Source organism: Methylobacterium sp. TK26 (assembly GCF_055361565.1).
On record NZ_CM143965.1, the window covers coordinates 1576118 to 1592059 of the forward strand.

The following is a 15942-nucleotide window of genomic DNA, read 5'->3' on the forward strand; positions in this document are numbered from 1 at the left end:
ATGACCACGATAACCGCCTATGTCGATCCCATCGACGGGACGACCTACCCCATCGACACGCCCCGCTGGCGCTCGGAGGCGGGGCGACCGCTGATGATCACCGACCTGCCGGGCCTCGGGCGGGACGGCATCGACACCGCCGCGCGGTCCCTCTGGCGCTATGCCGGCGCCCTGCCGGTGGCGGTCTCCGACCCGATCAGCCTGGGCGAGGGCTGCACGCCCCTCGTCCGCCGGCCGTGGCGGGGCGGGCACGCCCATTTCAAGCTCGAATGGTTCGCGCCCTCGGGCAGCTTCAAGGACCGGGGGGCCTCGGTGATGCTCTCGATCCTGCGGCAGCAGGGGATCGACTCCGTGCTGGAGGATTCCTCCGGCAACGGCGGCGCGGCGGTGGCGACCTACGCGGCCGCCGCCGGGATGCGGGCCAAGATCCTCGTGCCCGCCTCGACCTCGCCGGCCAAGACCGTGCAGATGCGCGCGGCCGGCGCCGCCATCGAACTGATCCCCGGCACCCGCCAGGACACGGCCGACGCCGCCGTCGCCCAGGCCGAGTCGATCTTCTACGCCAGCCACAATTGGCAGGCGCATTTCCTTCAGGGCACCAAGACCCTGGCCTACGAATTGTGGGAGGATCTGGGCTTCCGCGCACCGGATTCGGTCATCATCCCCTGCGGGGCGGGCAGCAACATCCTCGGCTGCGACATCGGCTTCCGCGAATTGCTGCGCCGGGGCGAGATCGACCGCCTGCCCCGCCTCTACGCGGTGCAGCCGGCCCATTGCGCGCCGCTCCATGCCGGCTTCGCGGCAGGAGCGGAGGACGCCCTGCCCATCGATCCGCGCCCGACGCTCGCCGAGGGCGCCTCCATCGCCCAGCCGGTGCGTGGGCGGGAGGTGCTGGCGGCCCTGCGGCGCTCCGGCGGCGGCACCGTCGCGGTGTCGGAGGCCTCCATCGAGGCGGCGCTGCATGAGCTGGCCCGGTCCGGCCTCTATGTGGAGCCGACCTGCGCCATGGCGGCGGCGGCGCTCGGCGACCTGACCGGACGCGGCGCCATCCGCGCCGACGAGACGAGCGTCGTCGTCCTCACCGGCACCGGCATCAAGGCCACGCCCCGCATCGCCGACCTGCTCGACGCCCAAGGCTGAGACACAACAACAAAGGAGGAACCCCATGGCCAACACGCTCCCCGCCGCCATCGGCATGCCGGTCGATGAGGTCGACACCCCCTGCCTCGTGGTCGATCTCGACGCCTTCGAGCGCAACGTCGAGAAGCTCGGCCGCTACATGAAGGAGAAGGGCCTGCGCCACCGGGCGCACGCCAAGACGCACAAGTCCTCCGACATCGCGATGATCCAGATGGAGCGGGGCGGGGCCTGCGGCGTGTGCTGCCAGAAGGTCAGCGAGGCCGAAGCGCTGGTGAGCGCCGGCATCCGCGACGTGCTGGTCTCGAACCAAGTGGTCGCGCCGAAGAAGATCGAGCGGCTGGCGGCGCTCGCCACCCGCGCCCGGGTGCTGGTCTGCGTGGACGACCTCGACAACGTCGATGACCTCTCGGCGGCGGCGGTGAAGTACGGCGTCACCCTCGAATGCCTCGTGGAGATCGATGTCGGCGCGGGCCGCTGCGGCGTCGCGCCGGGCGAGCCGGCGGTCGCCATCGCACGCCGCATCGCCGACCGGCCGGGCCTCTCGTTCGCCGGGCTGCAGGCCTACCAGGGCAAGGCCCAGCATGTCCGCGCCCACGACGAGCGCCGGGACCTGATCCGGAAGGCCATCGACGACACCAAGCGCACCGTCGATCTCCTGAAGGCCGAGGGCCTGTCCTGCGCCATCGTCGCGGGGGCGGGCACCGGCAGCTTCGAGATGGAGGGGGCGAGCGGCGTCTACAACGAGCTGCAATGCGGCTCCTACGTCTTCATGGACGCCGACTATCAGCGCGTCCGCGATGCCGGCGACAAGCCGATCTCGGAGTTCGAGAACAGCCTGTTCATCCTCACCTCGGTGATGAGCAAGGCGAAGCGGGACGTCGCGATCTGCGATGCCGGCCTCAAGGCGCAGAGCGTGGACAGCGGCATGCCGATCGTGTTCGGCCGCAGCGACGTCGAGTACCTGAAGGCCTCCGACGAGCACGGGGTGATCGCCGATCCCGGCAACGTGCTCCGGCTGAACGACCGGCTGCGCCTGATCCCCGGCCATTGCGACCCGACCGTCAACGTCCACGACTGGCTGGTGGGCGTCCGCAACGGCCGCGTCGAGGCCCTGTGGCCGGTCACGGCGCGGGGGGCTCTCCTGTAGGGGCGGCGCGGCCCGCGCGAACTTTTAGGGTGAATCGCCGGGGCGGCCGGCTTATGTACGCACTCCGTTCCCGAGAGCGCGCCGCCGGTCGCGGCGGTGTGCTCCCGGTCCTTTCCGCCCCCTGGGATGCCCCGCCGCAGCATGCTCGCGCAGCTCGCGATCCGCGACATCGTTCTGATCGACAAGCTCGAACTCAACTTCCGCGAAGGGCTCAGCGTCCTCACGGGTGAGACGGGCGCGGGGAAGTCGATCCTGCTCGACGCCTTCGCCCTGGCCCTCGGCGGCCGTGGCGACGGCCGCCTCGTGCGCTCCGGCGAATCGCAGGGCGGCGTGACGGCGGTGTTCGACGTGCCCCTCGACCACCCGGCGAGGCGGATCGCCGCCGAGGCCGAACTCGACACCGAGGGTGACCTGATCCTGCGCCGCACGCAGATGGCGGACGGACGCACCCGCGCCTTCGTCAACGATCAGGCGGTGGGCGTGCAGGTGCTGCGGGCCATCGGCGCGGCCCTGGTGGAGATCCACGGGCAGCACGACGACCGGGCCCTGGCCGATCCCGCCTCGCACCGGGCGATCCTCGACGCCTTCGGCGGGCTCCAGCCGCAGGCGGCCAAGGTCGGTACCGCCGCCCGCGCCCTGCGCGCCGCCCGCACCGCCTTCAGCGAGCACAAGGAGCGGGTCGAGACCGCCCGCCGCGAGGCCGACTTCCTGCGGCACGCCGTCGAGGAACTCGGCGAACTGAACCCGCTGCCGGGGGAGGAGGCGAGCCTCGCCGAGCGCCGCACGGTGATGCAGCAATCGGAAAAGATCGCCCGGGAACTCAACGAGGCCCTGGACGCGGCGGGCGGGCCGCATTCGGGCGTGCCGCACCTCTCGGCCGCCCTGCGCAAGCTGGAGCGACGGGCGGCGCTGCTGCCGGCCCTGGTCGAGCCCTGCGTCAACGCCCTCGACGCGGCCCTCGTCGCCCTCGACGAGGCACGGGCCGCCATCGAGAACGCGGTGGCGGAGGCGGAATTCGATCCGCGCGAACTGGAGCGCGTCGAGGAACGGCTGTTCGCCCTGCGCGCGGCGGCGCGGAAGTACAACGTCGCCGCCGACGACCTCGCCGACCTCGCCGGGCGCTTCGCCGCCGACGTGGCCGCGATCGACGCGGGCGAGGCCGAACTCGCCACCCTGGAAGCCGCGCAGGGGAAGGCGGAGGCCGCCTATGCCGCCGCCGCCGAGACCCTGAGCGCCGGCCGCAGGAAGGCGGCGCGCAAGCTCGACGCGGCGGTGCAGGCCGAGTTGCCGCCCCTGAAGCTGGAACGCGCCCGGTTCATCACCGAGATCGCGACCGATTCCGCCTCCCGCGACGCCGCCGGCATCGACCGGGTGGAGTTCTGGGCGCAGACCAACCCCGGCACGAAGCCCGGCCCGATGATGCGCGTCGCCTCGGGGGGCGAGCTGTCGCGGTTCATGCTGGCCCTGAAGGTGGTGCTCGCCGACAAGGGCTCGGCCCCGACCCTGATCTTCGACGAGATCGACACGGGGGTCGGCGGCGCGGTGGCCGACGCCATCGGTCTGCGCCTCTCGCGCCTCGCCGACACGGTGCAGGTCATCGCCGTCACCCACGCGCCGCAGGTCGCCGCGCGGGCGGCCACGCATCTCCTGATCGCCAAGGCGCCGGTGAAGGGCGCGGGGCGGGTGGCGACCCGCGTCTCGACCCTGCCGGTGGAAGACCGCCGCGAGGAGATCGCCCGGATGCTCGCCGGCGCCACGGTGACTGACGAGGCCCGCGCCGCCGCCGCCCGATTGTTACTGGGTGTCTGAACCGGACGGTAGTGTCGCAGCTTCCGTCGCAAGCTTAACGATAGGTTGACGGTAACGCGTAGTTAACCAAGTTAGTGGAGTGTCACCGTTGCTCGCCCCGTCATCGTCGGTCGAGCCGGTTTTCGGTATCGGAGAGGACCATGAGCCGCACTGCTGCCATGGCAGGAACACGCATCGCGTCCGCGAAGCCGGGGAATGGCGTCGATACCGGCCATCTCGGCCAGAGCCTGCGCCGCGTCTACGAGGACAGCATCGACACGCAGCCGATCCCCGATTCGCAGATCGACCTGCTCCTGCGCCTGCGCCACAAGGAGCGTGACCGCCGTCAGGCCCTCTGACGCGCGATCACCACCGCCGGGCGCCGGGCTGGCGCCCGTATTCCGCCGCTCTGATCCGCGTGAGCACCCGGTCCAGGCTGAGGAGCAGGTCCGCCTCCTCGCGCGCGGCCTCGCTGGCCTCGGCCGCGTCCCGCGCCACCCGCTGCCGCGTCTGGCAGAGGGACAGCGCCCGCTCCAGCGCCTCGCGCTCCTCGTGAAGCTCACGCCAGGCCGCGTCCGGATCGTCGTCCTCCCTCGCAGGCCCTGTCACCACGTCCGCGATCCCTTCGGCCCCATCGCCCTATGCCTCCGGGCACCGGGTCGATGCGACAACAACGCAGCCGGCCGCCATAGCGTGCCATCGCCTCGGAAAGAGGCCCCCGCGGCTCCGTTGCCGGTTTGTGTCCGGGCCGGATCGATTCGAGAAATCAGGTTCTTACCGCAGCGCGAAAGACCGCGCGCGCCGGGGTTGTCATAGCGCTGTCATACGACCGGCGTACCGCCCCGAGCGCCGGCCGGACCCTTCCGCGCCCCTTGGATCTGCGCCGTATCGCCCCAGGGACGGCGGCGCAGCCGACCGAGACGGAGACACCCTTGAGACCCTTCGCTTACGCGCTCGCCCTCGGCCTCGCGACGGCCCAGCTCGCCACCGCGGCGCTCGCCGCCGACATCACCGGAGCGGGAGCCACCTTCCCCTTCCCGGTCTATTCCAAGTGGGCGGAAGCCTACCGCAAGGAGACCGGCACCGGCCTGAACTACCAGTCGATCGGGTCCGGCGGCGGCATCAAGCAGATCCAGGCCAAGACCGTCGATTTCGGCGCCACCGATGCCCCCCTGAAGGGTGAGCAGCTTGCCAAGGACGGCCTCGTCCAGTTCCCGACCGTGATGGGCGGCGTCGTCACCGTGGTGAACATCCCCGGCATCGAGGCCGGCAAGCTGAAGCTGACCGGCGAACTCATCGCCGACATCTACGCCGGCAAGATCGCCAAGTGGTCGGACCCGCGCATCGCCAAGCTGAACGAGGGCGTGAAGCTCCCCGACGCGAACGTCACGCCGGTCTACCGCTCCGATGCCTCGGGCACGACGAGCATCTTCACGACCTACCTCGCCCAGGCCTCCGAGGCGTGGAAGAAGGAATTCGGCGCCGCCACGACGATCTCCTGGCCCGTGGGCCAGGGCGGCAAGGGCAACGAGGGCGTGACCGCCACCGTGAAGCAGGTCCCGAACTCGATCGGCTACGTCGAGTCGGCCTACGCCAAGCAGAACAAGCTGGCCTACACGCTCATCCAGAACAAGGACGGCAAGTTCCCCGAGCCGACCGACAAGGCGTTCCAGGCGGCCGCCGCCAGCGCCGACTGGAAGGCCGCCCCGGGCTTCGGCATCTCGCTCACCAACCAAGCGGGCGCGGATGCGTGGCCGATCACCGCCGCGACCTTCATCCTCGTCTACAAGGAGCCGGCCGATTCGGCGAAGGCGGCCGACGTGCTGAAGTTCTTCGACTGGGCCTACAAGAACGGCGACAAGCTCGCCTCGGACCTCGACTACGTCCCGCTGCCGGACAACGTCGTCGGCCTGATCCACGACGAGTGGAAGACCATCAAGGGCAAGGACGGCAAGCCCGTCTTCGGCATGTGATCCTGAACATGTGATCCCGCGCGGGGAGGGGGCTTCGGGCTCCCTCCCTCGCATCGCGGGTGCCGCCACGATAGAAGTCCGTCCATTCCAGAGAATCGCGGATGCCCGCCTTGTCGCAGTCCATCGCCATCGCCGAGACGCGCTCCACCCCGCGCCGGGGTCCGAGCCGTGGGCTCGATGCGATGTTCCGTACCTGCTCCTACGCCGCCGCCCTGCTCGTGCTGCTGATGCTGGCCGGCATCCTCGGCTCGATCCTCTACGGCGGCTGGCCCGCCTTCCGCGAATTCGGCTTCGGCTTTCTCACCTCCAGCGCCTGGAACATCGGCACCGAGCAATACGGCGCCCTGGTCGCGGTGATCGGCACCCTCGCCTCGGCGGTGATCGCGCTGCTGATCGGCGTGCCGGTCTCGCTGGGCATCGCGATCTTCCTGACGCAGCTCTGCCCCGGCTGGGCGCGCAAGCCCGTCGCCATGACGATCGAATTGCTCGCCGCCGTGCCGAGCATCATCTACGGCATGTGGGGCCTGTTCATCTTCGCCCCGATCTTCGCGCGCTTCGTGCAGATCCCCCTCTCGAACCTCGTCGAGGGGCTCCCGGTGGTCGGCACGCTGCTCTATGCGCGGGTGCCCTCGGGCGTCGGCATCTTCACCGCCGGCATCATCCTGGCGATCATGATCGTGCCGTTCATCGCCTCGATCGCCCGGGACATGCTGGACCAGATCCCCACGGTCCTGCGCGAGAGCGCCTACGGCATCGGCTGCACGACCTGGGAGGTGGTGCGCCACGTCCTCGTGCCGCAGGCCGCCGTGTCGATCATCGGCGCGGTCATGCTGGGCCTCGGCCGGGCGCTGGGCGAGACGATGGCCGTGACCTTCGTGGTCGGCAACGCCAACCGGCTCTCGGCCTCGATCTTCGACCCGTCCTCGACCATCGCCTCGCGGATCGCCAACGAGTTCAACGAGGCGGACGGCCTGCAACTGAACGCCCTGATGGCGCTCGGCTGCATCCTGTTCGTCATCACCTTCATCGTGCTGATCGTCGCGCGGCTGTTGACCCGCCGCGTCCGGGCCGCCTGAGGAGCCGATCCCGATGGATGCCACGAACCCCATGGTGACGACCCCGTCCCCCCTCCGCGCGAGCCGCGTCCGCCCCGGCCGCCGGGTGGCGGACCGGGCCCTGCGCATCTCCTGCCTCGTCGCGACGGTGGTGGGCGCGGTGGTGCTCGGCTCGATCCTCCTGATGCTCATCGTCGAGGGCATCCGGGGCCTCAGCCCGACCCTGTTCACGCAGCCGACCCCCGGCCCCGGCTCGGAAGGCGGCGGCATCGCCAACGCCATCCTCGGCAGCCTCGTGCTGACGACCATCGGCATCGTGGTGGCGACCCCGGTCGGCGTGATGGCGGGCACCTACCTCGCCGAATACGGGCGGGGCTCGAAGCTCGCGGACATCATCCGCTTCCTGAACGACGTGCTGCTCTCGGCGCCGTCCATCCTGATCGGCCTGTTCGTCTACACCCTGATGGTGCGGCCGATGGGGACCTATTCCGGTTGGGCCGGCGGCGTCGCCCTGGCGATCATCGCGGTGCCGGTGATCGTGCGCACCACGGAGGACATGCTGCGCCTCGTGCCCGGCACCCTGCGCGAGGCCGGCGCGGCGCTGGGCGCCCCGCCCTCCAAGGTCATCACCTCGGTGACGTGGCGGGCCGCCTCCTCCGGCATCGTGACGGGCATCATCCTGGCGCTGGCCCGCATCGCGGGCGAGACCGCGCCACTGCTCTTCACCGCGCTCAACAACAATTCCTGGTTCTCCCCCAACCTGATGGGCGGCGTCGCGAACCTTCCGGTGATGATCTACCAGTTCGCCCTCTCGCCCTATCCGAACTGGCAGGGCCTCGCCTGGGCTGGCGCCCTGCTGATCACCACGACCATCCTGGCCCTGTCGATCATCGCCCGCCTGGTGATCAAGCCTCAGAACGCCCGCTGAGGGCGTGACGTCCGAACCCATCACGAGGACATGACGATGAACGCCGCCTCCGCGATGCCGACCGGGGACCTCAGCCGTGGCAATCCCGCCGCCGACAGGGCCGTCCGCATCGCCGTCAAGAACCTCAACTTCTATTACGGTTCGTTCCACGGCCTGAAGAACGTCAACCTCAACTTCTACGACCGGAAGGTCACGGCGCTGATCGGCCCCTCGGGCTGCGGGAAGTCGACCCTGCTGCGCTGCTTCAACCGCATCTACAGCCTCTACCCGGAGCAGCGCGCCGAGGGTGAGATCCTCCTCGACGGGCGCAACGTCCTCGATTCGAACGTCGACCTGAACGAACTGCGCTCGCGCATCGGCATGGTGTTTCAGAAGCCGACGCCCTTCCCGATGTCGATCTACGACAACGTCGCCTTCGGCCTGCGCCTCTACGAGAAGCTGCCCAAGGCCGAACTCGACGTCCGCGTCGAGGAATCGCTGCGCAAGTCCGCCCTGTGGGACGAGGTGAAGGACAAGCTCCGGCAGCCCGGCACCGGCCTCTCCGGCGGCCAGCAGCAGCGCCTCTGCATCGCCCGCACCGTGGCGCAGAAGCCGGAGGTGATCCTGTTCGACGAGCCGACCTCGGCCCTCGACCCGATCTCCACGGGCCGCATCGAGGAGCTGATGGAGCAGCTGCGCGACGAGTTCACTATCGTGATCGTCACGCACAACATGCAGCAGGCCGCCCGCATCTCGCAGTACACGGCGTTCATGTATCTCGGCGAGCTGGTCGAGTTCGGCCAGACCGACAAGATCTTCATGAACCCGAACGAGCGTAAGACGCAGGACTACATCACCGGCCGCTTCGGCTGAGCCACCGACCAAGAACCGCAGAGGTCTCGCCATGCCCGGCCACATCGTCACGTCCTACGACACGGACTTGGAAGACCTGCGCCGCTCGATCTCGGAGATGGGCGGCGTCGCGGAGAAGATGACCGGCGAGGCGACCCTCGCCCTCGCCCGGCAGGACGAGGCCCTGGCCCAGACCGTCATCATCGCCGACAAGCGCCTCGACACCCTCCAGCGCGAGATCGAGGAGAAGGCCGTCCTGCTCATCGCCCGGCGCCAGCCGCTGGCGGTGGACCTGCGCGAGACCATCTCGGCGATCCGCGTCTCGGGCGATCTGGAGCGGATCGGCGACCTCGCCAAGAACGTCGCCAAGCGCGTCACGGCCATCGCCGACCAGTCGCCCGCCCAGAAGATCGTGCTCGGCGTGCGCCACATGAGCGACTTGGCCGAGGGGCAGCTCAAGGACGTGCTCGACGCCTATGCCAGCCGCGACACCAAGGCGGCGCATGACGTGTGGGAGCGCGACGGCGAAATCGACGCCCTCTACAATTCCCTGTTCCGCGAACTCCTGACCTACATGATGGAGGATCCGCGCAACATCTCGTTCTGCACGCATTTGCTGTTCTGCGCCAAGAACGTCGAGCGGATCGGCGATCACACCACCAACATCGCCGAGACGATCCATTACCTCGCCACGGGCGAGATCTTCATGGGCGACCGGCCGAAGAACGACGCCTCCAACTACGCGACCGTCACCCCCGGCGCGTGAACCATCGCCGTCATCGCCTCCCCGGCGGTGACGGCTCCGGCGTATCAGCGTTGCCCGCAACCCTCGGTCGAGCCCGGCCGGGGGGAACGGGCGTGGAATGGACTCCCGAGCATGCGTGTCCTGATCGTCGAGGACGAAGAGGCGCTCACCACCCTCCTGCGGTACAATCTCGAAGCAGAGGGCTTCAGCGTCGATGCCGCCGCGCGCGGCGACGACGCCGAACTGCTCCTCGCCGAGCGCACGCCGGACCTCGTCCTCCTCGACTGGATGCTGCCGGGCCTGTCCGGCATCGAACTGTGCCGCCGCATCCGCGCCCGGCGCGAGACCGAGCGCATGCCGGTCATCATGCTCACCGCCCGGGGCGAGGAAGGGGACCGCGTGCGCGGCCTCGGCACGGGGGCGGACGATTACATCGTCAAGCCGTTCTCCGTGCCGGAACTCCTCGCCCGCGTCCGGGCCCTGCTGCGCCGGGCCAAGCCCGCCCATGTGGCGGACCGGTTGGCGGCGGGGGACATCGAGCTCGACCGCACCGGCCACCGGGTCCGGCGCGGGGGCGCCGAGTTGCATCTCGGGCCGACCGAGTTCCGCCTGCTGGAATTCCTGATGCTCAGCCCCGGCCGGGTCTTCTCCCGCGAGCAATTGCTCGACGGGGTTTGGGGGCACGACGTCTACATCGACGAGCGCACCGTGGACGTGCATGTCGGCCGCCTGCGCAAGGCGCTGAACGGCCCGCGCCAGACCGACCCGATCCGCACCGTGCGCGGCTCGGGCTACGCCTTCGACGAGACCTTCTCGCTGGAGCCGTGAGGCGTCAGCGCGCCTCGGCCGTGCGGTCGGGGATCGCGGCCAGCGCCTCCAGCACCGTGCCCTCGGTGAGGATCTGCGGCAGGATCGTGGGGTCGCCGCCGCCCGCGTAGAGCAGGTAGAGCGGCACGCCGCTGCGGCCGTGGCGTTCAAGCAAGCGGGTGATCTCGGGGTTCTGGTTGGTCCAGTCGCCCTTCAGGTAGGTCACGCCCTTCGCCCGCATCGCCGCCTGCACGGACGGCCGCGAGAGCGAGGTGGTCTCGTTGACGGCGCAGGTGATGCACCACGCCGCCGTCAGGTTCACGAAGACCGGCCGCCGCGCATCCCGCAGGGCGTCGAGGCGGGCTTGGCTGTAGGGCTCGGTGCCCTCCGCGGCGGCCTGCGCCGCCGGCACCGCCCGCTGCTGCGCGAGCCCTAAGCCGAGCATCGCCACGGCGATGAGGGCGAGGCCCGCGAGGCCCTGGAAGATCCGCTCCCCGAGGGCCGTCGCGCCCCGGCTGCGCTCCCAGGCCCAGGCGGCGAAGCCCACCAGCACCACGCCGATCAGGGCCGCGAACAGCCCCCGCGCATCGACCTGCTGCGCCAGCACCCAGATCAGCCACGCCGCCGTGGCGTAGACCGGGAAGGCCAGCGCCTGCTTCAGCGTCTCCATCCACGCGCCGGGGCGGGGCAGCACCCGCACGGCGCCGGGCCACAGGGTGAGGGCCAGGAAGGGCAGGGAGAGGCCGAGGCCCAGGGCCGCGAACACGGCGAGCGCCACGGCGGGCCCCTGCGTCAGGGCGAAGCCCACCGCCGCGCCCATGAACGGCGCGGTACAGGGGGTGGCGACGAGGGTCGCGAGGACGCCCGTGAAGAACGAGCCCGGCAGCCCCGAACGCCGCGCGAGCCCGTCGCCGAGGCCGGTGAAGCGTCCCCCGAGGCTGAACACCCCCGACAGGCTCAGGCCCACCGCGACGAGGAGATAGGCGAGCCCCGCCACGACCGGCGGCGATTGCAACTGGAAGCCCCAGCCGAGGCTCGCCCCGCCGCCCTTCAGGCCGATCAACAGCCCGGCGAGGGCGAGGAAGCTCGCGAGCACCCCGGCCGTGTAGGCGAGGCCGTGCAGGCGCACGCGGGTCCGGCTCTCGCCCGATTGGCGCACGAGGCCGAGCACCTTGATCGAGAGAACGGGGAAGACGCAGGGCATCAGGTTGAGGATCAGCCCGCCGAGGAGGGCGAGGCCGATGGCCGCGAGCAGGGTCGGCTGGTCCGCCGCCGGGACGGGCGGGACGCCGGCCGCCGCCGGGGGGGCGACGGCGGTGGAGGGTACCTGCGCCGGCTCGTCGCCATAGGCGAAGGCGAGGCGGATCGGGCCGTTGCCCGTGTCCTCCTCCACGGTCAGCACGCCGGGCAGGGAGAGGGGGAAGGTCTTGTCGTCGCCCCGTGTCAGGCTCAGGTGCAGGCCCTGGTCATCGACGGTGAGACCCTGCTCGGCGGCGTTGTCGAGGGCGGTCTCGCCATAGGGGAAATAGGCGGCGGACTTGATCGAATCCGCCCGCAGGCCGCTCGTGGCGAAGTCCAGGCGGATGCGGTCGCCCTCGCGGGACAGGCGCATCGGCCAGACGGGGGCGACGGGCAGCGCCGCCCGCGCCCGGTTGAACAGGGCGGCGTTGGCGGGGTCGGGCGTCGGCTTGCCGACCGGCAGGGTGAGGGCGAGGTCGGCCGCGCCCGGCACGCATTCGGTCTCGCAGACGAGGTAGGTGAGCTTGCCCGCGATCCGCACCGGCTCGGCCGGGTCGAGGCTCGGCGGCGGCGTGACGGGGACGAGGAGCGTCACCTCGTCCTCGTAGCCGTAATTCATCAGCGTCGCGATGGGGATGCGGTGCGGCGCCGGCCAGCGGATCGCCCCGGTGCCGAAGCCGGCGGGCAGGGCCCACGTCACCTCCGGCGGCAGGCCGGAATCGCCGGGGTTGCGCCAGTAGACGTGCCAGCCGCGCTTGAGCTTCATGTGCACGGCAAGGGTGAAGGGCGTGCCCCCCGCCACCGCCGAGGGCTCGGCCACGAGGCTCGCCCGCACGAGGTCCGCCGGGGCGCGGAACCCCTGCGCCGAAGCGGGGGCGCAAGCGAGGCAGGCGAGGATCAGGAGCAGGCGGGCGATCATGCGGGACTCTTCGTGCCGGGCGGCGGCAGGTTTCTCGGCCTCCGCACCGGCTTTTATGGGGCAGGGGAGGGCCTTACGCCCCGAGGGGTTCCGTCGCGGCCTCCAGCCACGCCCGCGTCGGCGCGTCGAGGAGCGGCGACAGCGCGTCGCGCACGCGGGCATGGTAGGCGTCGATCCAGGCGCACTCGCCCGGTTCCAGCAGGGACGCGTCGATGAGGCGCCGGTCGTAGGGCGCGAGGGTCAGGGTCTCGAAGCCGAGGACCGGCCGCTCGCCGCCCGGCACCTCGCGGAGCTCCACGAGGACGAGGTTCTCGATGCGGATGCCGTAGCGCCCGGCGGCGTAGTAGCCGGGCTCGTTCGAGAGGATCATGCCGGGCTCCAAGGCCACGGTGCCGGTCTTGGCGATGCGCTGCGGCCCCTCGTGCACCGAGAGGAAGGCGCCGACCCCGTGGCCGGTGCCGTGGTCGAAATCGAGCCCGGCCCGCCACAGGGGCAGGCGGGCGAAGCCGTCGATCTGCGCGCCGTTCGTGCCCTTGGGGAACACGGCGCGGGAGATCGCGACGTGGCCCTGCAGCACCCGCGTGTAGCGGTCGCGCATCTCCGCCGTCGGCTCGCCGACGGCGAGGGTGCGGGTGATGTCGGTGGTGCCGTCGGCATATTGCGCGCCGGAATCCACGAGGAACAACTCGCCCGGCCGGACTGCCCGGTCGGTCTCCCGCGTCACCCGGTAATGGACGATGGCGCCGTTCGCGCCTGAGCCGGAGATGGTCGGGAAGGAGACGTCGCGCAGGTCGCCGCCCTCGGCGCGGAACGCCTCCAGCGCCTCGACGGCGGCGATCTCGGTGAGGTCGCCCCGCGCCGCCGCGCCGTCGAGCCACGCGAGGAAGCGCACCACGCTCGCCCCGTCGCGGCGGTGGGCCTCGCGGGTGCCGGCGATCTCGGCCGCGTTCTTCACCGCCTTCATCGCGGTGATCGGGTCCTTCCCGACATCGACCGTGCCGCCGGCCGATTCCACCCGCTCCTTGAGGGCGACGGCGCCCGTCGCCCCGTCGAGGCGCACGCGGGCCCCGGACAGGGCGGCGATGCCCTCGTCGAGGTCGGGGCGCGCGCCGATCTCGGCGATGGGTTCGAGCGCCGCGCGCAACGCCGGGTCGATGTCGCCGGAGACGAGGTAGAGCCGCGCCCGGCCCTCGCGGGGCAGGATCGCGTAGCCGAGCGCCAGGGGCGTGTGGCCGACATCGCCGCCGCGCAGGTTGAACGCCCAGGCGAGGTTGTGCGGGTCCGAGATCACCAGCGCGTCGCAGGAATCGGCGACGAGCGCCGCGCGCACCCGGGCGAGCTTGCCGGACGCCGCCTCGCCCGCGAGGGATTCGGGCTGCGCCACGACCCGGCCGGAGGGGGGCTTCGGCCGCCCGGCCCAGCAGGAATCGACGGGGTTCTCGGGCAGCGCCCGCAGGGAGCCGCCGGCCTTGGCCACCGCCCGTTCGAGCCGCGCGATCCCGTCCGGCGTGTGCAGCCACGGATCGTAGCCGAGCACCCGGTCGCGGCCGAGATGCTCGCCGATCCAGGCTTCCGCGCTGGTCTCGGCCAGGGGCACCACGCTCACCACGCCGGTATCGACCTGCGCGGGGGCCTGCAGGGTGTAGCGCCCGTCCACGACGAGGGCGGCGGCGTCGGTGAGGATCACGGCGGTGCCGGCCGAGCCGGTGAAGCCGGTGAGCCAGGCCAGCCGCTCCGCGTCGGCGGGGACGTATTCCGACTGGTGCTCGTCGGCGCGGGGCACCACGAACCCATCGACCCCCGCCTCGCGGAGCGCCGCGCGCAGGGCCGCGATCCGCTCCGGCCCCTTGCGGTGGCCGGGATCGTCGAAGGTCTGGAAGCGGCGGCGGGACTCGGTCATGCGCGGAGCCTATCGCCCGCGAGCCTCGGCCCGCAACGGGTCACGGCGTCCGCACGGAGTTCGTCCGATGGCGCGGCGCGGCGCCGCCCCGCCGCAGGACGAGGTGGACCCAGCCCTCGATGACGCCGCGCTGCGACAGGGCGAAACCCTGGTGGCGGTAGGCCGAGAGGACGCCCGGCACGTCGCGCTCGATCAGGCCCGACAGGACCAGCGTGCCCCCCGGCGCCACGACGCGGGCGAGGCTCGGGGCGAGGAGCCGCAGGGGCCGCGCGAGGATGTTGGCGAAGACGAGGTCGAAATGCCGGTCCCGCGCCGCCATGCGGTGGCGGGTGCCGCCGGCATGGTAGAGCTTCAGCCAGGGGCCGAGGCCGTTGAGGCGGGCATTCTCCCGCGCGGTGGTCACGGCCTCGCCGTCGAGGTCGCCCGCCACGACCGGGCGGCGCAACTCCTTGGCGGCGGCGAAGGCCAGGATGCCCGTGCCGGTGCCGACATCGAGGACGTGCCGCGGCCGGCGGCGCTTACGCTCGGCCACCAGCGCCCGCAGGCAGCCCAACGTCGTGCCGTGATGGCCGGTGCCGAAGGCCAGCGCCGCCTCGATCTCGATGGCGAGGTCGTTCGGCCGCCGCGCCTCCCGGTCGTGGGAGCCGTGGATCAGGAAGCGGCCGGCGCGCACCGGCTTCAGCCCTTCGAGGGAGGAGCGCACCCAATCCTGCTCCGCGATGGTGCGGAACTCGGCCTCGTCGGCCTGCGCGCCGATCACCGGCCGGATCAGGCCGCGGACGAACGCCTCGTCGGGCTCATCGGCGAAGTAGGCTTCGAGGCGCCACGTCTTGCCGTCCTCGTCCTCGAAGGCGGCGACCGCCGTCTCGGTGGGGTCGAACATCTCGCCCAGGAGGTCGGTCATCGCCCGCGCCGACTTCTCGTCGGTGTCGAGGCGGAGGACGTGAGTCGGGCGGTGGGGCGGCAGGCCTTCGAGCATGATCGCCCTGTTAGCGCGCCCGCCCGTCGCGGCACAGGGGTTGGCGCGAAATCGTGCCGGTTCGGACACGCTCCCGCGATTCTTTCGAAGCCATGCACAGGATTGCGGCATCGAGGCCAGGCGTTGACCCCATGAGCCCGGAACCCGTGCAGGGTGCCGACGTTTTCGGGAGCTTCGTCACGAAGTCGTTCAAGGGAAGAGTAAGAGTGAAGCGTTCGAGTCGTCCCCTCCCTGGCCAATCCGGCCCGCACGGGCCGATCGTTCTGGCGCAGTCGGCCAGAGCCCGACGCGACGCCCGCTACGGCGCGCCGCTGCCCGATTCGCCCCTGCCGGGCCGCCTCCTCGTGGCCCTCAGCCGCCTCCACCGCGCCGAGGGCGCCCCCTCCCGCCCCGCCGGACAGACCTCCGACGAGGCCTGACCTCATCACCCCTTGCCGGATCCCGCACCGGTCATAAGATCATCGCGATAGCCGGCCGGATATAACGGTTCG

15 protein-coding genes are annotated in these 15942 nt (G+C 71.3%); 11 read left to right on the plus strand and 4 right to left on the minus strand.

Annotation, left to right across the window (positions count from 1 at the left end):
• The 4 genes from ACXJ1Y_RS07675 (at position 1) to ACXJ1Y_RS07690 (ending at position 4434) form a co-directional block, all read left to right on the plus strand.
• The gene (locus ACXJ1Y_RS07675) at positions 1-1140 is read left to right on the plus strand and encodes a threonine synthase (protein ID WP_463849482.1); all 1140 of its coding nucleotides are present in this window, start codon (positions 1-3) and stop codon (positions 1138-1140) included.
• 25 nt (positions 1141-1165) lie between these two features.
• Positions 1166-2287, plus strand: a complete 1122-nt coding sequence (locus ACXJ1Y_RS07680; RefSeq protein WP_463849483.1) for a DSD1 family PLP-dependent enzyme — start codon at positions 1166-1168, stop codon at positions 2285-2287.
• Between the two features lie 141 nt (positions 2288-2428).
• Positions 2429-4096, plus strand: a complete 1668-nt coding sequence (gene recN, locus ACXJ1Y_RS07685; RefSeq protein ID WP_463849484.1) for a DNA repair protein RecN — start codon at positions 2429-2431, stop codon at positions 4094-4096.
• Positions 4097-4236: 140 nt separating this feature from the next.
• Positions 4237-4434 (plus strand): hypothetical protein, encoded by a 198-nt coding sequence (locus ACXJ1Y_RS07690; protein WP_342166186.1) that lies wholly within the window; start codon positions 4237-4239, stop codon positions 4432-4434.
• A 7-nt stretch (positions 4435-4441) separates the two neighbouring features.
• Here the strand turns inward: ACXJ1Y_RS07690 and ACXJ1Y_RS07695 are convergent, their stop codons facing one another.
• Positions 4442-4687 (minus strand): hypothetical protein, encoded by a 246-nt coding sequence (locus ACXJ1Y_RS07695; protein WP_463849485.1) that lies wholly within the window; start codon positions 4685-4687, stop codon positions 4442-4444.
• A 320-nt stretch (positions 4688-5007) separates the two neighbouring features.
• Here ACXJ1Y_RS07695 and pstS point away from each other — a divergent pair, with 320 nt between their 5' ends.
• The 6 genes from pstS (at position 5008) to phoB (ending at position 10435) form a co-directional block, all read left to right on the plus strand.
• Positions 5008-6048 carry a phosphate ABC transporter substrate-binding protein PstS gene (gene pstS, locus ACXJ1Y_RS07700; RefSeq protein ID WP_463849486.1) on the plus strand — a complete coding sequence of 347 codons (1041 nt, stop codon included), beginning with the start codon at positions 5008-5010 and terminating at the stop codon, positions 6046-6048.
• A gap of 101 nt (positions 6049-6149) precedes the next feature.
• On the plus strand, positions 6150-7124 hold the full coding sequence (gene pstC / locus ACXJ1Y_RS07705) for a phosphate ABC transporter permease subunit PstC (protein WP_463849487.1): 975 nt from the start codon (positions 6150-6152) through the stop codon (positions 7122-7124).
• A gap of 13 nt (positions 7125-7137) precedes the next feature.
• Entirely contained in the window at positions 7138-8031 is an 894-nt protein-coding gene (gene pstA, locus ACXJ1Y_RS07710; protein WP_463849488.1) for a phosphate ABC transporter permease PstA, read from the plus strand.
• A 54-nt stretch (positions 8032-8085) separates the two neighbouring features.
• A complete protein-coding gene (gene pstB / locus ACXJ1Y_RS07715) occupies positions 8086-8883 on the plus strand; it encodes a phosphate ABC transporter ATP-binding protein PstB (RefSeq protein WP_463850061.1) in 798 nt (265 codons plus the stop codon).
• A 31-nt stretch (positions 8884-8914) separates the two neighbouring features.
• Positions 8915-9628, plus strand: coding sequence for a phosphate signaling complex protein PhoU (gene phoU / locus ACXJ1Y_RS07720; RefSeq protein WP_342166193.1), 714 nt, complete (start codon positions 8915-8917; stop codon positions 9626-9628).
• Positions 9629-9739: 111 nt separating this feature from the next.
• The gene (gene phoB, locus ACXJ1Y_RS07725) at positions 9740-10435 is read left to right on the plus strand and encodes a phosphate regulon transcriptional regulator PhoB (RefSeq protein WP_463849489.1); all 696 of its coding nucleotides are present in this window, start codon (positions 9740-9742) and stop codon (positions 10433-10435) included.
• A 4-nt stretch (positions 10436-10439) separates the two neighbouring features.
• On the opposite strand, the gene ACXJ1Y_RS07730 is transcribed toward phoB, so the two are convergent.
• The 3 genes from ACXJ1Y_RS07730 to ACXJ1Y_RS07740 all read right to left on the minus strand — a co-directional run bounded on the left by ACXJ1Y_RS07730 (position 10440) and on the right by ACXJ1Y_RS07740 (position 15451).
• The gene (locus ACXJ1Y_RS07730) at positions 10440-12572 is read right to left on the minus strand and encodes a protein-disulfide reductase DsbD family protein (protein ID WP_463849490.1); all 2133 of its coding nucleotides are present in this window, start codon (positions 12570-12572) and stop codon (positions 10440-10442) included.
• 73 nt (positions 12573-12645) lie between these two features.
• Complete coding sequence (locus tag ACXJ1Y_RS07735) at positions 12646-14472, minus strand: M24 family metallopeptidase (RefSeq protein ID WP_463849491.1); 1827 nt, start codon at positions 14470-14472, stop codon at positions 12646-12648.
• 40 nt (positions 14473-14512) lie between these two features.
• Positions 14513-15451, minus strand: coding sequence for a 50S ribosomal protein L11 methyltransferase (locus tag ACXJ1Y_RS07740; RefSeq protein ID WP_463849492.1), 939 nt, complete (start codon positions 15449-15451; stop codon positions 14513-14515).
• A 206-nt stretch (positions 15452-15657) separates the two neighbouring features.
• Here ACXJ1Y_RS07740 and ACXJ1Y_RS07745 point away from each other — a divergent pair, with 206 nt between their 5' ends.
• Positions 15658-15870 (plus strand): hypothetical protein, encoded by a 213-nt coding sequence (locus ACXJ1Y_RS07745; protein WP_463849493.1) that lies wholly within the window; start codon positions 15658-15660, stop codon positions 15868-15870.
• The last annotated feature ends 72 nt before the right edge of the window (positions 15871-15942 follow it).